Source organism: Polaromonas sp. P1_F4 (genome assembly GCF_056405675.1).
In genome coordinates this window covers 143390-161238 of record NZ_JBFUBP010000009.1, presented here as the reverse complement: position 1 = coordinate 161238, position 17849 = coordinate 143390, and the positions used below count along the sequence as shown (strand labels likewise).

Sequence of the window (17849 nt, the reverse complement as noted above, 5' to 3'; positions counted from 1 at the left end):
CAGCCTGAGATTCTAAAGGCTGCCCATCAGGCGCCTTTCGGGCCTTTCCAGGGACATTTTCCAAGGTTCCTTCCGGCAAGCTCAACCCAAGGCTGTATGCAATTCACCACCACCCAAAAACGCGCCACCGCCTGGTGCGCCATCGCCGCGCTGGTCATCCTGGCGCTGTGGCTGCTGGGGCCGGTGCTGGCTCCCTTTGTCATTGCAGCCGTGCTGGCCTATGCGTTGACGCCGCTCGTGAACCGGCTGGACGACATGGGCAAGGGCCGCCTGCCGCGCGTGGTGGCGGTGGTGCTGGTGGAGTTCCTCTTCATCGTGGCGCTGCTCGGCCTCTTTTTGCTGATTGTGCCCATCATGGCCAAGGAGCTGCCCGTGCTGCGCGAGCAGGTGCCGCTGCTGGCCGACAGGCTCAACACCAGCCTGGCGCCGTGGCTGGCGCAGTTCGGCATCCATGTCGCGCTGGACGTGGGCAGCATCAAGGCCTTTGTACTCAAGTACCTCAATGCCAATTTTGAAGACCTGTTCGGCTCGCTGATGTCGTCACTCAAGCTGGGCGGCAGCGTGGCGCTGGCCATCATCGGCAATGCGGTGCTGATTCCCGTGGCGCTGTTTTACCTGCTGATGGACTGGGACAAGTTTGTCGCTCGCGTGCTCGAACTGGTGCCGCCGCACCTGCGCGCGGGTTTTGACAGCTTCACTGACGAAGCCGACTCGGTGCTGGGCCAGTACCTGCGCGGCCAGTTGCTGGTCATGCTGATCATGGCGGTGTTCTATGCCGTGGGGTTGGCGCTGTTCGGCCTGGACCTGGCCCTGCCCATCGGTGTTTTTACCGGCCTGGCGATGTTCATTCCTTACCTGGGCTTTGGCCTGGGCCTGATGCTCGCGGTGCTGGCCGGCCTGCTGGAGTTCGCTTCGCTCAAGGCGCTCGTCATGGTCGCCGTGGTCTACGGCATCGGGCAACTGGTGGAAAGCCTGTACCTCACGCCGCGGCTGGTGGGCGAGCGCATCGGCCTGCACCCGCTGGCGGTGATTTTTGCCTTGCTGGCTTTCGGCCAGATGTTCGGCTTTGTCGGTGTGCTGGTGGCGCTGCCGGCCAGTGCGGTGCTGCTGGTGGGCATACGCCGCATTAAAGCCAGCTATATGGCCAGCCGGCTTTACAACAAGGCCGGCTAAGGCTGAACAGGGTCAGGATGAACGCATGGCGGGCATGAAACAGATTGCGCTGGACATCGGGCTGGCTTCAGCCCCGTCGTTCGCCAATTTTTTTGGCGGGCCGAACGAAGCCGCGCTCCGGCATCTGGAACTGTGGGCCGGCAACACGCTGCGCTCGCCGGTGCCTACCTACCTCTGGGGTGAAGCCGCCAGCGGGAAAACCCATTTACTGAAAGCCGTGCGCGAAGCGCTGCGCGAGCAGGGCGCCGCCAGCGGCTGGATGGACGCCTCCATGCTGGAGCCGCCCGAGTTCAACGAATCCTGGGCGGCCGTCATCCTGGACGACTGCCATCTCTACACCGCGGTGCAGCAGCAGGCGGCCTTCAACTGGTTTGTGAATGCGCTGAGCGCGCCCGACGGACGTCCGCGCTGGGTGCTGGCCGCCGGCCAGATGCCGCCGGCCGACCTGGCGCTGCGCGAAGACCTGCGCACCCGCCTGGGCTGGGGCCATGTGTTTGCCCTGCAAGCCCTGACCGAACCCGAGCGGCGCGCCGTGCTGCGGCGCGAGGCCGATGCGCGCGGCGTGTTCCTGAGCGACGAGGCCATGGATTTCATGCTGACCCGCTTTTCGCGCGACCTGGGCAGCCTGATGCAGCTGCTTGACCAACTGGATGCATACGCCCTGCAAACCAAACGGGCTATCACGATTCCCCTGATCAAATCGATGCTGGAGAGTGAATAAGTGACTGTGACTGCGAAATGACTGCTTCCCGCAAGATTGCTTTATTTGACCTGGATCACACGCTGATCCCCATCGATTCCGACTACGAATGGGGCGAATTCACCATTGCGCTGGGCTGGTGCGACAGCACCGAGTTCAAGCGCCGTAACAATGAATTTTTTGAGCACTACCGCGCCGGCACGCTCGACATCCACGAATACGTGCGCTTTGCCACTGAAGCCATCCGCAAGCAGGGCGCTATCAATTCAGGAGCTGGTCACGCCCGATTCATGCGGGACGTGGTGCAAAAAGCCATCACAAAACAGGCGCTGGCGCTGGTAGATGGCCACAGGGCCGCGGGCGATGAACTGGTCATCGTCACTGCCACCAACGAGTTCGTCACGCGGCCCATCGCCGACGCTTTCGGGGTGAAAGAGCTGATCGCGGTCGAGCTGGAGCGCGACGCCGACGGCTGGGTGACCGGCGAGATCAGCGGCACGCCCTCGGCGCGCGAAGGCAAGGTCACCCGCGTGGAACAATGGCTGGCGGCCCGAGACCTCGGCTGGAACGACGTGGAAACCACGTTTTACACCGACTCCCTGAACGATATTGCCCTGCTGGAGAAGGCCACCCACCCCGTCGCCACCAACCCGGACGCCCGCCTGCGGGCCCTGGCGGCAGAGCGCGGATGGCGCATACTTGACCTGTTTATCTAGTTATCCATGATCAAAAAATTTATCGACAAGCTGTTTGGCAAATCAGACGGCACAGAGTCCGGCACCAAGCGGGTCAAAAAATCACCTTTCGGTCAGCGCCAGGATGTCACCGTCAAGGAACACGGCATTGACGTCTCGCTGGTGGACGACCGCGCCATGGACGTGGTGCGCACGCTGAAAGACGCCGGCTACGAGGCCTACATCGTGGGCGGTGCGGTGCGTGATTTGCTGGTCGGCCTGCGCCCCAAGGACTTTGACGTTGCCACAGACGCCACGCCCGAGCAGGTCAAGTCGCTGTTTCGCCGCGCCTTCATCATCGGGCGGCGCTTTCGCATCGTGCACGTCATCTACGGCCGCGGACGAGAGCATGAAGTGATCGAGGTCTCGACCTTCCGCGCGCACCTTGACAGCAGCCTGGCCGAGCAGGTTGGCGGCAACGAGCGCACCAGCAAGAGCGAGCTCGCCGGCATGAAGCATGCGGTTGACGCCTCCGGCCGCGTGCTGCGCGACAACGTCTGGGGCCCGATCGAGCAAGACGCCGCGCGCCGCGACTTCACCATCAATGCGATGTACTACGACCCCGAGACGCAGGTGGTGGTCGACTATCACAACGGCATCAAGGACGCGAAGAAAAAGATCATCCGCATGATCGGCAACCCGGCCGTGCGTTACCGCGAAGACCCGGTGCGCATCATCCGGGCTGTGCGCTTTGCCGCCAAGCTCAGCGCGCTGGGTTTCAAGTTTGAAGACAAGACGGTGGCCCCTCTGCGCGAGATGAAGGGCCTGCTGGCTGATGTGCCGCAGTCACGCCTTTTTGACGAAATGCTCAAGCTGCTGCAGACCGGCCATTCACTGGCCAGCATCGCGCAGCTCAAATTCCTCGGGCTGGGCACCGGCATTTATCCGTTACTCGACGTGGTGGTGGAAAACGCTGACGAACCTTTTCTGAAGCTCGCCCTGCAAGACACCGACCGCCGCGTCGGCGAAGGCAAGCCGGTGGCGCCCAGCTTCCTGTTGTCGTGCGTGCTGTGGTTTGACGTGCGCGAAGGCTGGGAGCGGCGCAAAAAGCGCGGCGAACACCTCATGCCGGCTTTGCAAGACGCGATTGACGATGCCTTCAACGCCAAGATCGGCGACGTGTCGGGCCGCGGCAAGCTGGGCACCGACATGCGCGAGATCTGGACCATGCAGCCCCGCTTTGAAAAGCGCACCGGCAGCGCGCCGTATTCGCTGCTGGACCAACCCCGCTTTCGCGCCGGCTTTGACTTTTTGCGCCTGCGCGCGCAGACCGGCGAGATCGAAATGGAGCTCGCCGAGTGGTGGGAAAAATTCAGCACCGCCTACGACGACGAGCGCCACGCCATGATTGAAGAGGCGCGCCAGGCGCAGCAGAACAAGCCGCAGGCACCGCGTGTGCGTGTCAAGCGCCCGGATGCCGAGCCTGGCTCAGCGCAAGCCGAACGCACCACGCCCGATGCGGCGGATGTCTCTGGCGAGCAGGGCGACGCCGCCCCCGCCAAAAAGCGCCGCCGCCGCCGCAAGCCAGCCAACCGTGGTGGAGCAGGCGGGGCCGGAGGTGCAGGCGGCGATGCTGCTGCTTCGCCTTCATCGGACAGCACTCCCAACGCCTGATAGCCGCATGGTTCGCGCCTACGTTGCCCTGGGCGCCAACCTCGGTGATGCTGCGGCGGCCTTGAGGCAAGCCGTTCAGGCGATAGGCCAGCTGCCGCTCACGCAGGTCCGCCAATCTTCCAGCCTCTATCAAACAGCGCCGCTGGATACCGATGCGGACGAGGAATCTGCGGCCCCCGGCAACGATTACCTCAACGCCGTAGTCGAACTCGAAACTGGTTTGACCGCCCCCGCATTGCTGGATCACTTGCAACACATCGAGCAGGAGGCCGGCCGGGAAAGACCGTACCGCAACGCACCCCGCACACTGGATCTGGATCTGCTGCTCTACGGCAGCGCCCGTATGGAGTCAGAGCACCTTACGCTGCCGCACCCGCGCATGAGGCAGCGGGCTTTTGTACTGGTGCCATTGGCGGAGATCGCGCCTGAATGGGTCAGCGCAGAGCAGTTGGCGGGAGTGGCGCATCAGTCCATAACGCGGCTGGACCACCTAATTGACCGCACCTAAGCAGGTAGATGGTTTGACATTTACAGATGCTGGAGATACTTGGCCCAAATCATTCCCATACATCCAAGAATGGCGCCGAGCAGAGTGGCCAACATTAGCGCATCGCCAGACCAGTTCCAGAGGAAGGCTAAGGCTGCGCCTGAGGCAGCGCCGATAAGAGTGCGCGCGAATGAATTCTCTTTGACCTTGCATGGGGACTCAGGGTCGAATGCAAGAATGCCGCCCACGAGAAACCCAAAACACCCGGAAGTTGCAATCCACATGAGCAGGCCACTGAAGGGGCCGCCGTGAAGAAAAGTCTGCAGGAGGGTATGCAGAGCAAACACTCCAGCTCCGACGGCCGCAACAAGAAACCCCTTTGCGATCCACTTCATTTCAGCCTTAGGGCGCCAGCCGTTCGCGCAGCCAGTTCGCGTCATCCTGGAGCGTATACCGCAGCCGGTCATGCAGCCGGCTTTTGCGGCCTTGCCAGAACTGCCAGTTGTCGGGTTTCAGGCGGTAGCCGCCCCAGTGCGGCGGGCGCGGGGGTTGCAGCAAAAATTTGGCGCCGTATTTGGCCGCATTGGCCACCAGCACGCTGCGTCCGGCGATCACTTCGCTTTGCGGGCTGGCCCAGGCGCCTATGCGCGAATCCAGCGGGCGGGTGCTGAAGTAAGCGTCGCTTTCTTCGGCAGAGACTTTTTCGACCACGCCTTCAATGCGAACCACGCGTTCAAGCTCTACCCAGTGAAATTGCAATGCCGCATACGGGTTGCCGGCCAGTTCCTGGCCCTTGCGGCTGTCGTAGTTGGTAAACCAGCTGATGCCGTGCTCGTCATAGCCCTTGATCAGCACGATGCGGGTGGAGGGGCGCAGGTTGCTGGCCACGGTGGCCAGTGTCATGGCGTTGGGCTCGGGCACTTCGGCGGCGATGGCTTCTTTCAGCCACTGGTCGAATTGCTGGAGCGGGTCTGCGGCTGATGCGTCTTCGTTGAGTTCGGCGCGTTCATAGCTTTTGCGCAGGTCGGCAATGGAGAGGGTGGGCTGGCTCATGGCTCTGATTGTGCCCGCACAGGCCAATTCCTTGTCTGCGGCAGGTTCGCGTCGCCGGGTAGCTTGATAGCGAATTAATATTCGTTTATATTCACACCCTTCCATGAAGCCCAAAGACGACGAAAAGCAGCGCGCCATTGCCGAGGCCACCTTCAACCTGGTGGCCCAGACCGGCCTGAGCGGCCTGACCATGGCCGACATTGCCCGCACGGCCGGCATCGCCACCAGCACGCTGTACGTCTATTACCCGTCCAAGGACGAGCTGATCAGCCAGCTCTATGAAGAAGCCAAAACCGCGACCATGCTGCGCCTGATGGATGGTGTGGTGCCCGGGACCCCCTTGCGCAGCCGGGTACGCCGACTCTGGGGCAACCTGCTGCGGCACCGGCTGGAGCGTTATGCGGAGGTGGTGTTCCAGGAGCAGTACTACAACTCTCCCTGGTTCACGCAGGGAAACCGCGAGTTGTCGACCCGGCTGGCGGCGAGCTTCTTTGCATTGATCGAGGAGGGCCAGAAGCAGGAGATTTTCAAGCCTGTGCCCTTGCCGTTGTTAACGGCTACCCTGGTGGGCTCGGTGCGGGAAACTGCCAACCTGATACGCACCCAGGTGCTGCCCGATGACGAGGCGGTGCACCAGGCGGCTTTTACCCTGTGCTGGGATGCCATCAAGGCCTGAATCTTTGAAACGCCTCTGAAAGGCAATACCCCTCATTTCTGCATGCCCAAGTTTTTACGGATAAAACCCTGATTTAAGCGAATATAAATTCGACAAGTAGCGCTCCCTTTTTCTCCCTTTTGATTTCCCCCTAACAAAAACCGCAAGGAGTTCCACGATGCCCACCCTCAACATCAACGGCAAGGACGTATCCGTCAACGCCGACCAATCGACCCCCATTCTCTGGGCCCTGCGTGACACGCTGGGCATGACCGGCACCAAGTTCGGCTGCGGTGCGGCGCTGTGCGGCGCGTGTACCGTGCATCTCAACGGCGCGGCCATACGCTCGTGCATCACGCCGATTTCTGCCGCTGCTGGCCAGAAGATCACCACCATCGAAGCGGTTGCCACCGACCGCGTCGGCAAAGCCGTGCAGGACGCCTGGGTCAAACATGACGTGGCGCAGTGCGGCTATTGCCAGAGCGGCCAGGTGATGAGCGCCACCGCCTTGCTCAAGTCCAATGCCAAACCGAGCGATGCCGACATCGACGGCGCCATGGCCGGCAACATCTGCCGCTGCGGCACCTATGTACGCATTCGCGCCGCCATCAAAGACGCCGCCCAGGCACTGGCTTACCTGGTTTAAAGAAGGAGAACAACATCATGTATTCCAATTCCCCAGACACCTTTGATATCGCTTCTCAACTGCCAAAAGGTCTTCAGGCCCTTATGAATCGGGCGCAAGCAGCTACCAAAACAATAGCAGATGCTGAGCTGCCGCGCCGCAGCTTCCTCAAGGTTGCGACCGCCGGTGGCTTTGCACTCGGTGCTTTTCCGATGCTGACGCAAGCGCAAACCATGGCCACAGCGGGTGCACCGGCGGCGTCCAGCCTGAAGCCGACCCAGCAGCCCTCGGCCTTTGTGCGCATCGACAAGGACGGTACGGTGACCGTCACCATCAACCGGCTCGACTTCGGGCAGGGCGTTCAGACCGGCTTGCCGATGATCCTGGCGGAAGAGCTGGATGCAGATTGGGCTTTGGTCAAAAGCCAGCATGGCAATGCCGACCCGGCGTATGTGGATCCGGCTTTCGGCATGCACCTCACGGGTGGCTCGGGCTCGATCAAAAACTCGTACACGCAGTACCGCGAGCTGGGCGCGCGCACCCGCGCCATGCTGGTCTCGGCAGCCGCGGCGCAGTGGGGCGTTGATGCCGGCAGCCTGCGCACCCAACAAGGCGTGGTGATTGGCCCCGGCGGCAAGCGCCTGACATACGGCGAGCTGGCCGAAGCGGCCATGAAGCTGCCGGTGCCGGAGGCCGTCACGCTCAAGGACCCGAAACAGTTCCGCATCATCGGCAAGCCTACAGGGCGCTTGGATGCACGCGCCAAATCCACCGGCAACCAAAGCTACGGCATCGACGTGCGCCTGCCCGGCATGCTGACGGCAGTGGTGGCGCACCCGCCGGTGTTTGCCGGCAAGCTCAAGTCACTGGACGACACCGCGGCCAAAGCCATTCCCGGCGTGAAGGCCGTGCTGCGCGTGCCGCTGGACCGCGGCGGCGAAGGCGTGGCGGTAGTGGCCGAAGGCTACTGGGCCGCCAAGCAGGGCCGTGATGCGCTCAAGGTCGAGTGGGACACCAGCGGCGTCGAGAAGGTCGACAGCATGCAGCAACTGGCCAGCTACCGCGCGCTGGCGCAGAAAACCGGCGCACTCAAGTACAAGGATGACATCAGCAAGCTGGTGTCTGCACCCAGGAAGATCAGCGCCGAGTTTGTCTTTCCTTACCTGGCTCACGCACCCATGGAGCCGCTCAATTGCACGGTGCAACTGAGCGGCGAGGGCGCAGGCGCCAAGGCCGAACTCTGGCTGGGCACGCAGATGCCAGGCCTGGACACGATGGCCGCTTCCAAGGCGCTGGGCGTGGCGCCGCAAAACGTCAAGATGAATGTGCAGATGGCCGGTGGCGGCTTTGGCCGGCGCGCGATTGCCACCAGCGATTACGTGGTGGAGGCTTGCAATGTGGCGAAGGCGGCGCGCGGCGCAGGGTTGACGGCTGCGGTGCGCACGCTGTGGAGCCGCGAAGACGACATCAAGGGCGGTTACTACCGTCCCATGCATGTGCACCGCGCCGAGATCGGCTTTAACGACAAAGGCGAGATCCTGGGTTGGGACCACGTCATCGTCGGCCAGTCCATCGTCGGCGGCACGCCGTTTGAAGCCTTTATGGTCAAGGACGGCGTGGACGGTACCATGGTTGAGGGCATGAAAGAGCCTTACGACATCCCGATGCGGCTGTCGGTGCACCACCCCAAGCTCAATGTGCCGGTGCTCTGGTGGCGCAGTGTGGGCTCTACCCACACGGCGTATGTCATGGAAACGTTGATTGACGAAGTCGCGCGCAGCAGCGGGCAAGACCCAGTGGCCTGGCGCATGAAGCAGTTCGGCAGCAAGCACCCGCGCCACGCGGCCGCGCTGCAGCTGGCGGTCGACAAATCCGGTTACGGCGAACGCACTTTGCCCGCCGGGCGCGCCTGGGGTGTGGCGGTGCATGAGTCGTTCAACACCGTGGTGGCTTATGTGGTCGAGGCATCCGTCAAGGACAACGTACCGGTGCTGCACGGCATCACCGCAGGCGTGCATTGCAACCTCGCCATCAACCCGACCAGCATTGAAGCGCAGGTGCAGGGCGCGGCGCTGATGGGCTTGTCGATGTGCCTGCCGGGTGCGGCCATCACGCTCAAGGACGGTGTGGTCGAGCAAAGCAACTTCGGCGACTTTCCCGTGCCGCGTATCACCGACATGCCGACGGTTGCCGTCTTCATCGTGCCTAGCGCCGATGCGCCCACGGGTCTGGGCGAGCCCGGCCTGCCGCCGTTGGCCCCCGCCTTTGCCAATGCGATCGCCAAGCTCACCGGTAAACCGGCGCCGCGCGAGCTGCCTTTCAAGCTGGCGTGATGGCAGGCGGCAAGCCCACGGTGCTGGTGCTGGCCTCGGGCCGGGGTGAGCGCTTTGCCGCGTCGGGCGGCGGCACGCACAAGCTGCAGGCGCTGCTGGCCGGCAAGCCGGTGCTGCAGCACACGCTGGACGCCGTGGCTGCCAGCGGCTTGCCCTGGCACCTGGAAGATGCCGGCCACCCGGGCATGGGTGACTGCATCGCGGCCGCCGTGCGGGCCACGCCCGAAGCTGCGGGCTGGTTGATTTTGCCGGGTGATTTGCCGCTGGTGCAGAGCGCCACGCTGCAGGCGGTGGCCGACGCACTGGCGCAGCATGCGGTGGTGGTGCCGATGTTCAAGGGGACGCGCGGCCACCCGGTCGGGTTTTCGGCCGCGTGCCGCGATGCGTTGCTGGATTTAAAGGGAAATCAGGGTGCGGCGCCCGTTGTACGGGCGCAAGCAGCTATCAATTCTGTAGCATTCATTGACGTGGCCGATGAAGGTGCAGTCACCGATATCGACACGCTGGACGACCTGCGCCGCGCTGGGGAACGATTCTCCACGCGCTGATTGCGAAGTAAACGCCAGCCCGAGAGACGGCGAACCGCGTGGCGGGCTCATCCAAGCCGGGGCCGCGGAACCGGCTTCGCCGGGCCGCAGGCGCAGCGCCCCCTCGGGGGACAGAGAGCTACGCGAAGCGAGCGAACGTGGGGGCTAGCTTCTAATCACCGCGCAAGCCAGCCGTGGCCCGGAGTTACCGGTGGGCTGGGTTTTGTAGTCGTCGGGGTCGCGGTGAACGATCAGGCCCTTGCCGACGATGTCGGTCGTGCCGTTGCCAACCGAAAGGGTCTTTGATTCAAAGCTGAATTTCGCGACGCCGCTGGCATCGGCTTTCAGGCTGGGCAGGTCGCCGGTGTGGTGGGCCATGTCGGCATGGCTGCCGTGCTGCTGGCCCGTGGGGTTGAAGTGCCCGCCCGCGCTCATGCCGTCGCCGCTGGAGCAATCGCCTTTTTCATGCACATGAAAGCCATGCTCGGCATTGGGTTTGAGCCCGCGTATCTCACCCGAAACCAGTACCTTGTCCCCGCTCTGCACGAAGCTGACGGTGCCGGAGGCGGTATTGCCGGTAGTGCTTTGCAGTTGGGCCACGGCGCGCGGGCCGTTCATGGATGAGGCGCAAGCGGCCAGTACAAAGGCGGCGGCAAGGGCGGTGGCGAGCGGTGCCGGGTGGTATTTCATGATGCAGGTCTCCTGATGGTTGATTCAATGGCTGACTGTAGGGCGCCTTGCCCCTGCTGACAAGGCCGGGGCCTCCGCTGTCTGGACCTATTTGGCCAGCTCCAGCAGCTTGCCCAGTGCGTGGTCGTGAATTCCCAGGGTTTTAAGTTTGTCGTAGGTGAGTTGCGCATATTCGCGCGTGGTGCCGTAGCGCCCGCACGAGTCCGAAAAAATCTGCCGGTAAACGTCTGCGCTGAGCACGCCCGTATGGTTGGGGCTGCGCTTGGACAAGGTGAAGGCCAGCGCCCGCACATTGCCCTCTGCAGTCTGGCAACGCAGCCACTTGGGGTCGTACACGCCGTTGGGCATTTCGCGTTCCCACAGCGCGGGCAGGGCGCCGGCAACCTGCGCCTGCGGTATCCGAAACACCATCCCCTTGCAGCTGCCGCCGTGCAGGAGGCCAAACACCAGGCCCGGGCACTCCGGCGTGCCGCGGTTCAGGCGGCTCCACATCTTCAGGGCGCGGTGGTAGCCGTGGATGGTCGCAAAACGTTCCTCGGCATGTTCAAACTCCGGACGCCAGATGAGCGAGGCATAGGCGAAGATCCAGAGATCGCTTTTACCGCCCCATTCGCGGATGACGGTCTCAAGCATGTGGTCCGGGTTGCGGGAAACGCTGATGCCTGGGCTGGCGGCTTGTTTGGCTGAATTTTCCACAGCCGCACTTTACAATGCGTTGAGTTTTTGTGACGGATTTAGTGACGGGAGTGGGCAATGTTTTCTCAGGACGATGAGGGCCAGCAAGGCTTGGTGTTGGCGGTCGTTCTCGGCCTCGTGGCTTTCGTAATCGCGCTGGTGGTGGGGCTTTGCATGCATCGGCTCAGCCGGGCGCCTTCCGCCGCTGTTGCCCCTGCCCAAATACCCCAGCCTATGCCAGCGCCGGAGGTGGCGCCGATGCCTGCCCTGCCAGCCAGCACCGTGGACGGTGCCGCGAGCATTGCCGGCCAGGCTTCGCAGGCTGCGGCCGACGCCGCCAGCGTGAAGGTGGAGCAGGGCGCGGTGCGGTTTTATTTTGCCTCGGGCGATGCAGACCTTGCGGACGGTGCGGGTGCTGCCCTGGGTGAAGTGGTCAAGGCCGCCAAGGCTGGCCGCACGCTGGTGATCACCGGTTTTCACGATGCCACAGGGGACGCCCAGAAAAATGCAGCGCTTGCCCGGCAGCGGGCCCTTGCCGTGCGCGAGGCACTGAAGCAGGCCGGTGTTTCCGATCGCCAGATCGTGCTGAAAAAACCCGAGCAGCTTGTGGGTGGCGGCAGCGACGCCGAAGCGCGGCGTGTGGAAATTACCCTCCAGTAAAGCCGCACCCACGGGTTGTTTCAGAACTTTGCAGAACAGCTTTTGCGGCTGCGTTTCGTAACCACCTGGTAACCGTGCGGCGGTAAACAGGCCGGTAACCCGTTACCATAGAGTCAGTAATAAAGTTACATACCCAGTGACTTGACCATGACCGGAGTTACAACATGGCCCTTCACCCCGCAGTTTCAAAAATCACCGCCCGCATCGCAGAGCGCAGCCTTCCCACGCGCAGCGCCTACCTTGCGCACCTGCTCGCTGCCGCCAGCCGCGAACCCGGCCTGGACCGCATGGGTTGCGCCAATGTCGCGCATGCCTTTGCCGGCATGCCGCTGGACGACCGCTTCAAGGTGGTGACCGAGCGCAAGCCCAACATTGGCATCGTCACTGCCTACAACGACATGTTGTCGGCGCATACCCCGCTCCAGGCCTACCCGGCCTTCATCAAGGACGAGGCGCGCAAGCTGGGTGCCACGGCGCAGGTTGCGGGCGGCGTGCCCGCGATGTGCGACGGCGTGACGCAAGGCACCAGCGGCATGGAACTCAGCCTTTTCAGCCGCGACGTGATTGCGATGGGCACGGCCGTTGCGTTGTCGCACGACATGTTCGACGCCGCGCTGATGCTGGGTGTATGCGACAAGATCGTGCCGGGCCTGCTGATAGGCGCGCTGCATTTCGGCCACCTGCCCACAGTGTTTGTGCCGGCCGGTCCCATGACGTCGGGCATTCCGAACAAGGAAAAAGCCCATGTGCGCGAGCAGGCCGCGCAAGGCCTGGTCGGCCGTGAGGCCTTGCTTGATTCCGAATTCAAGTCCTATCACAGCCCCGGCACCTGCACCTTCTACGGCACCGCCAACAGCAACCAGCTGCTGCTTGAAGCCATGGGCCTGCACGTGCCGGGCACCGCGTTTGTGAACCCCGGCAACGCGCTGCGTGAGGAGCTCACGCGCGAGGCGGCACGCACCGTGCTGGGCATCGTCAAGGCGAAGCGCTTTGCGCCCATCGGCCAGATCGTCGATGAAAAAGCCATTGTCAATGCCATGGTGGCCCTGCTCGCCACCGGGGGCTCCACCAATCACCTGATCCATTGGGTAGCCGTCGCGCATTCGGCCGGCATCGTGATTGACTGGAATGATTTTTCCGACCTCTCCGACGTAGTGCCGACGCTGGCCCACGTCTACCCCAACGGCAGCGCCGACGTGAACCAGTTCCAGGCCGCAGGCGGCCCCGGCTTCATCATTCGCGAATTGCTGGACGCGGGCTTCATGCATGAAGACGTGCTCACGGTGCGTGAAGGCGGCATCCGCGAATACACACGCGAGCCGGCGCTGGCCGGCGCGGCGCTTGCCTGGCACGACGTGGGCGCTTCCAAAGACGAGGCCATCGTGCGCACGCCAGCCAAACCTTTCAGCGCTACAGGGGGACTCAAGCTGCTGCAGGGCAACCTGGGCCGCAGCGTGATCAAGGTCTCCGCCGTGCCCGACGACCGCCATGTCATCGAGGCACCAGCCCGGGTGTTTGATTCGCAGGAAGCCCTTCATCTGGCTTTTAGTGCCGGCGAACTGGAGCGTGACGTGATTTGCGTGGTGCGCTGGCAAGGCCCGCAAGCCAACGGCATGCCCGAGCTGCACAAACTGACGCCGCCGCTGGCCGTGCTGCAGGGCAAGGGATTCAAGGTTGCGCTGGTCACCGACGGCCGCATGAGCGGCGCCTCGGGCAAGGTGCCGGCCGCCATCCATGTGGCGCCCGAAGCCGCTGCCGGCGGCCCGTTGGCGAAAGTGCGCGACGGTGATGTAATTCGTGTGGATGCCATCACCGGCGAATTGAAGGTACTGGTAAACGATGCAGAATGGACCGCCAGGCCGGTCGACACCATGCCTGCCGATTTGCGCGCGGCCAACGGCATCGGTATGGGACGGGAGCTGTTTGCCGGTATGCGCCGTCACGCGCTGACGGCTGAAGAAGGAGCTTTATCGTGGATGTGAACCTGAACGTCAGCGGAAAACTGAGCCCCCTGCAGATCATGCAGGATGCCCCGGTGATACCCGTGATTGTGCTGACCGACGTGAGCCAGGCGGTGCCGCTGGCACGTGCGCTGGTGGCCGGCGGCATCCGGATGCTCGAAGTCACCTTGCGCACGCCGCAAGCGCTGGCCTGCATTGAGGCCATTGCGCGCGATGTGCCGGAAGCCGTGGTGGGTGCCGGCACTGTGCGCAGCGCCGCCGATGCCCAGGCCTGCGCCATGGCCGGTGCACGCTTTGCGGTGAGCCCCGGTTACACCCGTGCGATGGGACAGGCCTGCAAGGATGCCGGCCTGCCGCTGCTGCCAGGGGTGGCTACCGGAAGCGAGATCATGATGGCGCAGGAGGACGGTCTGACGGAACTCAAGTTTTTCCCGGCCATGCAGGCGGGCGGCCCGGCCATGTTGAAGGCCTGGAACGGACCGTTCGGCGACGTGCGGTTTTGCCCCACGGGTGGCGTCACGGTGGCCAATGCACCTGAGTTTCTGGCGCTGCCCAATGTGGTGTGTGTGGGCGGTTCCTGGTTGACCCCTGCGGACACGCTGGCTCGCGGCAACTGGTCACACGTGACCGCGCTGGCTTTTCAGGCCTGCCAGCTGGCACGCAATGCTGCCTGAGCTAGGCAGCCCACCCGCTATTTATGAGGAAAATGGCGCTGCCAGCCTTTCTGGATGAGCGCAAGCAGCTATTAAAAGAATAGCAGCGGAGCGCAATGAACTAACGCAGGCCAGCGCCCGCAGCGCTTTCATCACGCTGGATCAGCTCAATCTTGTAGCCGTCCGGGTCCGTCACAAAGGCAATCACCGTGGTCCCGCCCTTGACCGGGCCGGCCTCGCGCGTGACGTTGCCGCCCGCCGTCTTGATCTTCTCGCAGGCCGCATAGGCGTCTGGCACGCCCAGCGCGATATGGCCAAAAGCCGTGCCTATGTCGTAGCTTTCGGTGCCCCAGTTGTAGGTCAGCTCGATTTCGGCCTGCGCCGGGTTGCCTTCATAGCCGACAAAGGCCAGACTGTATTTGTACTCGGGATTTTCCGAGGTGCGCAGCAGCTTCATGCCAAGAACCTGCGTGTAGAAGTCGATGGAGCGCTGGAGACTGCCAACGCGCAGCATGGTGTGTAGGAGTCGCATGGTGATGAAGGTGGGGAGTGGCGGACTGCCCATTGTCGCCAATCTTCGCTCCCTGTGCAGGCCGCTTGCGTAGGGATGCAAAGGCGATGGCGATGCATGCTGCGCAATGACCGATGGGGGGCTTCGCGGGGTTGGATTTCTCCCCGGGGCTACCTTGTTGCCGCCAAAGCCTCCAGCATTTTTCCTTGCAGCAACTTCATGTCGCCATTTTTCAGGATGTAGCCATTCATGCCGGCGTTCAAGGCTGTCCTGACATCAAGCTCATCGGAGTTCCCGGAAAGTGCGAGGATAAAAATACCCTGATGCTCCCAATCCCGCGAGCGAATCGCCTGAGTCGTCTGCACGCCGTTCAAACCGGGCATGTTCATATCCATCAAGATCAAATCGACGTATGGTGTGCTGTCCAGGTGGGCCAGAACCTGGCGCCCCCCTTCCGCTTCCAGTACTGTCAAGCCCCAGCTTTTCAAGCGCTCGCCCACCATGATGCGGTTAAGTTCGTCGTCTTCGGCCAATATGACGGTTCTGCCTTCCAGCACATTGCCGGGGATGGCCGGGCTGGCTGCCTGCCGAGGCACTTCCGGCGCTATGGCGGCCTTGCCCATCCCGGTTTGCGGTATTGGGGGGAAGGTCAGCGTGAACTGTGTAAATTCACCGACCACGGAGTCGCAATGAATGTCACCACCAAAGCTTTGCATGGTGCGTTTGCAGTACGACAGCCCAAGGCCTGTCCCCTCGGCTTTTCCGGAGGTCATGAAGGATTCAAACAGGTGTGCCAACACCTCCTTGTCGATGCCTGGGCCCGTGTCTCTGACGGTCACCTTGTGATCGTCTATCGTCAGTACGATTGTTGCGCCGGACTTTTGGTCGAGGTAATAGAGCGCGTTCTTGATCAGATTGAAGAGCACAAAAACATAAGGAGTTTCGTCTCCGTAAAAGGTGAAGTCCTTCACGACATTCACCGTGACACTGTCACGTAAGTTGCCACCATCACCCCGCAGGTGCCGATCGGAAAAACTGTATTCGTCCACCGCCTTCTGAGTTATTTTTGCGGCGGATAAATACTCAAATTTGCTTCGGTCCACCGCGCTGGACTTGAAGGAGCCCAGGATCAGGTCAATCACCTGGTTACCCCTGTGTACAGCGATCTCCCCCATGTTGACAAACTGGCGCATGCGGGAAGTGTGTTCGGCGGAGACCGCGATACCGTTCGCGGGCAGCATTTCCCCGATACTCTCCAGGCTCATCTTGGCCTGTGCGAGCGGGTTGCGCATTTCATGGGCGATCGAGCCGGCAAGGGAGTTTGCGATGCGCAATTTTTCGGCATCTATCTGCTTTTCCGAAAGCTTGAATGCGGCGCCACCGATAAGAATCAGCAGGTAGGCCGGAAGCTGGGCCACCATGTCCATGGGTATTGAAGGGTTGGGCGTGATGGCGACGTACAGCAACGCCGCGCTGCCGCAACCGATCACCAACATGGCAATTGTGTTGCGCCAGTCGGCGATCATGACCAGAAAACTGAGCGCGATAAAACAGTTGGAGATCGCGGGGATGCCTCCGTGCCGTTTCAGCGAAAGAAAGACATTGAAAAATGGCAGGCAATAAATCAATGCCCAATAGGAGTAGGAAAAGTAGTATTTTTTAAGTTTCTGTGGCCAGTGATTTTTCATGGCCAGCACGGTAAAGAGAATTACGACCAGCACCCGCATTCCCAGGTCATCGTAGGGACGAGGATTGGGTTTCGTGAACCGTATCAGGTAAAACACCACATAGGTCAGGGCGCCTACGATGCCAATGTATTTGAGCAACGGCCTTCCATGTGCGTGGTAAGCCTCGTAGTGGCCAAAGAGTCTTTTTAACCAGCCCATATATATTTCAATTCTGTTGGCGCGGGAAAACCATCAACAGCAGCCTCTTCCGGTCTCTGGTGGAGGATGCGGCTGCAATATGAAATATTCCCGTGCATGACTTACTGACAGTCAGACGATTTGAGAATGTCCGGTACCTGTCCATGTATCAAGGCAAACGATTCGTCCGCCCCATCCACCCGTATATTGTTGGCGATGGTGGAAAACCCGAAACGCCTGTACAAGCGGCTCAGCACCGGCGTGCAGGAGGCAAAGAGGTCTTGCCCATCAGTATGCCGCGCAAGATACGAAACACCCAAAAATATGCATCGCTTCACAAGATCGGGGCCGCTTCTGTAATCGGGATTGAGCACAAGGCGCCCGATTTCCCAGCTGTTTCGGCAGGTCTCTGGCTCAATCAATTGTTTTTCCGCCAACAGCTTTTCAAGTGAGGTCAGCCCCTTGTGCATGGGAACCAGCCTCAAGGTGCCAATCACCACGCGTTGGAACTCAAACGCAAACACAAAGCCCAATTCGTCTCTTTTTTTTCTTGTTCAAAAAACCGCGCGTCACGGCATCCGGACGGCAGGTTGATGTGGCCGCGCAGGCTCTGGACCTTTTCCATCTTTAACGGAGTATCCAGATGGCAGAGCGTGATTTCCTCGACGAAGTTTCCCCGGGGAGATGCCGAAATGAAGGGTGTTCCCCCGGTGAGGAAAATGGCGCCTGGAGCATCCATCGGCTGGTGCAGAACCTGAAAGGGGGTTGGCGCATGGTCGTTCGGGGAGGTAATCATTGCGTTGCATTTCCAGGTTGAGTGCTTGTCTTGCCAAATGCTCTTATTCTTCTTTTGATGTTCGCGCAGTCTATGCGCCGTGCAAGGCTGAATCAAGCCTTACCCTGTCAGATATAACAGGGGCTTCCCCGCATATT

The 17849-nt window shown here is 61.9% G+C and carries 20 protein-coding genes; 12 read left to right on the top strand and 8 right to left on the bottom strand.

Annotated features, from left to right (window positions below):
* Window positions 1-96 precede the first annotated feature (96 nt).
* From AC1DYQ_RS18135 to folK, 5 genes are read left to right on the top strand one after another with little or no spacing between them, the layout of a single operon-like run.
* On the top strand, window positions 97-1173 hold the full coding sequence (locus AC1DYQ_RS18135; protein WP_477687946.1) for an AI-2E family transporter: 1077 nt from the start codon (window positions 97-99) through the stop codon (window positions 1171-1173).
* A gap of 34 nt (window positions 1174-1207) precedes the next feature.
* Entirely contained in the window at window positions 1208-1894 is a 687-nt protein-coding gene (gene hda, locus AC1DYQ_RS18130) for a DnaA regulatory inactivator Hda (protein ID WP_457279795.1), read from the top strand.
* A 17-nt stretch (window positions 1895-1911) separates the two neighbouring features.
* Complete coding sequence (locus tag AC1DYQ_RS18125) at window positions 1912-2589, top strand: HAD family hydrolase (RefSeq protein WP_477687945.1); 678 nt, start codon at window positions 1912-1914, stop codon at window positions 2587-2589.
* 6 nt (window positions 2590-2595) lie between these two features.
* Window positions 2596-4221 carry a polynucleotide adenylyltransferase PcnB gene (gene pcnB / locus AC1DYQ_RS18120; RefSeq protein WP_477687944.1) on the top strand — a complete coding sequence of 542 codons (1626 nt, stop codon included), beginning with the start codon at window positions 2596-2598 and terminating at the stop codon, window positions 4219-4221.
* 7 nt (window positions 4222-4228) lie between these two features.
* Window positions 4229-4729: a 2-amino-4-hydroxy-6-hydroxymethyldihydropteridine diphosphokinase gene (gene folK, locus AC1DYQ_RS18115; protein ID WP_477687943.1), complete on the top strand. Its 501-nt coding sequence runs from the start codon at window positions 4229-4231 to the stop codon at window positions 4727-4729.
* Between the two features lie 20 nt (window positions 4730-4749).
* Here folK and AC1DYQ_RS18110 read toward each other — a convergent pair whose 3' ends face one another.
* Together AC1DYQ_RS18110 and pdxH are read right to left on the bottom strand one after the other, a co-directional pair.
* Window positions 4750-5103 (bottom strand): hypothetical protein, encoded by a 354-nt coding sequence (locus AC1DYQ_RS18110; RefSeq protein ID WP_477687942.1) that lies wholly within the window; start codon window positions 5101-5103, stop codon window positions 4750-4752.
* 7 nt (window positions 5104-5110) lie between these two features.
* Complete coding sequence (pdxH, locus tag AC1DYQ_RS18105) at window positions 5111-5761, bottom strand: pyridoxamine 5'-phosphate oxidase (protein ID WP_477687941.1); 651 nt, start codon at window positions 5759-5761, stop codon at window positions 5111-5113.
* Window positions 5762-5864: 103 nt separating this feature from the next.
* Here pdxH and AC1DYQ_RS18100 point away from each other — a divergent pair, with 103 nt between their 5' ends.
* The 4 genes from AC1DYQ_RS18100 (at window position 5865) to AC1DYQ_RS18085 (ending at window position 9922) form a co-directional block, all read left to right on the top strand.
* Window positions 5865-6437, top strand: a complete 573-nt coding sequence (locus AC1DYQ_RS18100; protein WP_477647368.1) for a TetR/AcrR family transcriptional regulator — start codon at window positions 5865-5867, stop codon at window positions 6435-6437.
* A gap of 157 nt (window positions 6438-6594) precedes the next feature.
* Window positions 6595-7062 (top strand): (2Fe-2S)-binding protein, encoded by a 468-nt coding sequence (locus AC1DYQ_RS18095; protein WP_477687940.1) that lies wholly within the window; start codon window positions 6595-6597, stop codon window positions 7060-7062.
* 17 nt (window positions 7063-7079) lie between these two features.
* Entirely contained in the window at window positions 7080-9374 is a 2295-nt protein-coding gene (locus AC1DYQ_RS18090) for a xanthine dehydrogenase family protein molybdopterin-binding subunit (RefSeq protein ID WP_477687939.1), read from the top strand.
* Window positions 9374-9922: a nucleotidyltransferase family protein gene (locus AC1DYQ_RS18085; protein WP_477687938.1), complete on the top strand. Its 549-nt coding sequence runs from the start codon at window positions 9374-9376 to the stop codon at window positions 9920-9922. Before AC1DYQ_RS18090 ends, AC1DYQ_RS18085 begins: the two co-directional genes overlap by 1 nt.
* A gap of 144 nt (window positions 9923-10066) precedes the next feature.
* On the opposite strand, the gene AC1DYQ_RS18080 is transcribed toward AC1DYQ_RS18085, so the two are convergent.
* Together AC1DYQ_RS18080 and AC1DYQ_RS18075 are read right to left on the bottom strand one after the other, a co-directional pair.
* On the bottom strand, window positions 10067-10591 hold the full coding sequence (locus AC1DYQ_RS18080) for a superoxide dismutase family protein (protein ID WP_477687937.1): 525 nt from the start codon (window positions 10589-10591) through the stop codon (window positions 10067-10069).
* Window positions 10592-10678: 87 nt separating this feature from the next.
* A complete protein-coding gene (locus tag AC1DYQ_RS18075) occupies window positions 10679-11224 on the bottom strand; it encodes a gamma-glutamylcyclotransferase (protein ID WP_477687973.1) in 546 nt (181 codons plus the stop codon).
* A 300-nt stretch (window positions 11225-11524) separates the two neighbouring features.
* On the opposite strand from AC1DYQ_RS18075, the gene AC1DYQ_RS18070 reads away from it, so the two are divergent.
* The 3 genes from AC1DYQ_RS18070 to eda all read left to right on the top strand — a co-directional run bounded on the left by AC1DYQ_RS18070 (window position 11525) and on the right by eda (window position 14561).
* A complete protein-coding gene (locus AC1DYQ_RS18070) occupies window positions 11525-11926 on the top strand; it encodes an OmpA family protein (protein ID WP_477687936.1) in 402 nt (133 codons plus the stop codon).
* Window positions 11927-12090: 164 nt separating this feature from the next.
* Entirely contained in the window at window positions 12091-13908 is a 1818-nt protein-coding gene (edd, locus tag AC1DYQ_RS18065) for a phosphogluconate dehydratase (RefSeq protein WP_477687935.1), read from the top strand.
* Window positions 13899-14561 carry a bifunctional 4-hydroxy-2-oxoglutarate aldolase/2-dehydro-3-deoxy-phosphogluconate aldolase gene (gene eda, locus AC1DYQ_RS18060; RefSeq protein WP_477687934.1) on the top strand — a complete coding sequence of 221 codons (663 nt, stop codon included), beginning with the start codon at window positions 13899-13901 and terminating at the stop codon, window positions 14559-14561. The genes edd and eda overlap by 10 nt, the downstream gene beginning before the upstream one ends.
* Window positions 14562-14661: 100 nt before the next feature.
* On the opposite strand, the gene gloA is transcribed toward eda, so the two are convergent.
* The 4 genes from gloA to AC1DYQ_RS18040 all read right to left on the bottom strand — a co-directional run bounded on the left by gloA (window position 14662) and on the right by AC1DYQ_RS18040 (window position 17712).
* A complete protein-coding gene (gene gloA, locus AC1DYQ_RS18055) occupies window positions 14662-15072 on the bottom strand; it encodes a lactoylglutathione lyase (RefSeq protein WP_477687933.1) in 411 nt (136 codons plus the stop codon).
* 149 nt (window positions 15073-15221) lie between these two features.
* Window positions 15222-16937: an ATP-binding response regulator gene (locus AC1DYQ_RS18050; RefSeq protein ID WP_477687932.1), complete on the bottom strand. Its 1716-nt coding sequence runs from the start codon at window positions 16935-16937 to the stop codon at window positions 15222-15224.
* Window positions 16938-17038: 101 nt separating this feature from the next.
* Window positions 17039-17386: an N-acetyltransferase gene (locus AC1DYQ_RS18045; protein ID WP_477687931.1), complete on the bottom strand. Its 348-nt coding sequence runs from the start codon at window positions 17384-17386 to the stop codon at window positions 17039-17041.
* Between the two features lie 23 nt (window positions 17387-17409).
* On the bottom strand, window positions 17410-17712 hold the full coding sequence (locus tag AC1DYQ_RS18040) for a hypothetical protein (RefSeq protein ID WP_477687930.1): 303 nt from the start codon (window positions 17710-17712) through the stop codon (window positions 17410-17412).
* Window positions 17713-17849: the final 137 nt, after the last annotated feature.

Bases quoted from the DNA above. Each gene is read 5' to 3' on its own strand.
- AC1DYQ_RS18135 (WP_477687946.1), top strand. From the start codon at position 97: ATGCAATTCACCACCACCCAAAAACGCGCCACCGCCTGGTGCGCCATC.
- hda (WP_457279795.1), top strand. From the start codon at position 1,208: ATGAAACAGATTGCGCTGGACATCGGGCTGGCTTCAGCCCCGTCGTTC.
- AC1DYQ_RS18125 (WP_477687945.1), top strand. From the start codon at position 1,912: ATGACTGCTTCCCGCAAGATTGCTTTATTTGACCTGGATCACACGCTG.
- pcnB (WP_477687944.1), top strand. From the start codon at position 2,596: ATGATCAAAAAATTTATCGACAAGCTGTTTGGCAAATCAGACGGCACA.
- folK (WP_477687943.1), top strand. From the start codon at position 4,229: ATGGTTCGCGCCTACGTTGCCCTGGGCGCCAACCTCGGTGATGCTGCG.
- AC1DYQ_RS18110 (WP_477687942.1), bottom strand. From the start codon at position 5,103: ATGAAGTGGATCGCAAAGGGGTTTCTTGTTGCGGCCGTCGGAGCTGGA.
- pdxH (WP_477687941.1), bottom strand. From the start codon at position 5,761: ATGAGCCAGCCCACCCTCTCCATTGCCGACCTGCGCAAAAGCTATGAA.
- AC1DYQ_RS18100 (WP_477647368.1), top strand. From the start codon at position 5,865: ATGAAGCCCAAAGACGACGAAAAGCAGCGCGCCATTGCCGAGGCCACC.
- AC1DYQ_RS18095 (WP_477687940.1), top strand. From the start codon at position 6,595: ATGCCCACCCTCAACATCAACGGCAAGGACGTATCCGTCAACGCCGAC.
- AC1DYQ_RS18090 (WP_477687939.1), top strand. From the start codon at position 7,080: ATGTATTCCAATTCCCCAGACACCTTTGATATCGCTTCTCAACTGCCA.
- AC1DYQ_RS18085 (WP_477687938.1), top strand. From the start codon at position 9,374: ATGGCAGGCGGCAAGCCCACGGTGCTGGTGCTGGCCTCGGGCCGGGGT.
- AC1DYQ_RS18080 (WP_477687937.1), bottom strand. From the start codon at position 10,591: ATGAAATACCACCCGGCACCGCTCGCCACCGCCCTTGCCGCCGCCTTT.
- AC1DYQ_RS18075 (WP_477687973.1), bottom strand. From the start codon at position 11,224: ATGCTTGAGACCGTCATCCGCGAATGGGGCGGTAAAAGCGATCTCTGG.
- AC1DYQ_RS18070 (WP_477687936.1), top strand. From the start codon at position 11,525: ATGCCTGCCCTGCCAGCCAGCACCGTGGACGGTGCCGCGAGCATTGCC.
- edd (WP_477687935.1), top strand. From the start codon at position 12,091: ATGGCCCTTCACCCCGCAGTTTCAAAAATCACCGCCCGCATCGCAGAG.
- gloA (WP_477687933.1), bottom strand. From the start codon at position 15,072: ATGCGACTCCTACACACCATGCTGCGCGTTGGCAGTCTCCAGCGCTCC.
- AC1DYQ_RS18050 (WP_477687932.1), bottom strand. From the start codon at position 16,937: ATGGGCTGGTTAAAAAGACTCTTTGGCCACTACGAGGCTTACCACGCA.
- AC1DYQ_RS18045 (WP_477687931.1), bottom strand. From the start codon at position 17,386: ATGCACAAGGGGCTGACCTCACTTGAAAAGCTGTTGGCGGAAAAACAA.
- AC1DYQ_RS18040 (WP_477687930.1), bottom strand. From the start codon at position 17,712: ATGATTACCTCCCCGAACGACCATGCGCCAACCCCCTTTCAGGTTCTG.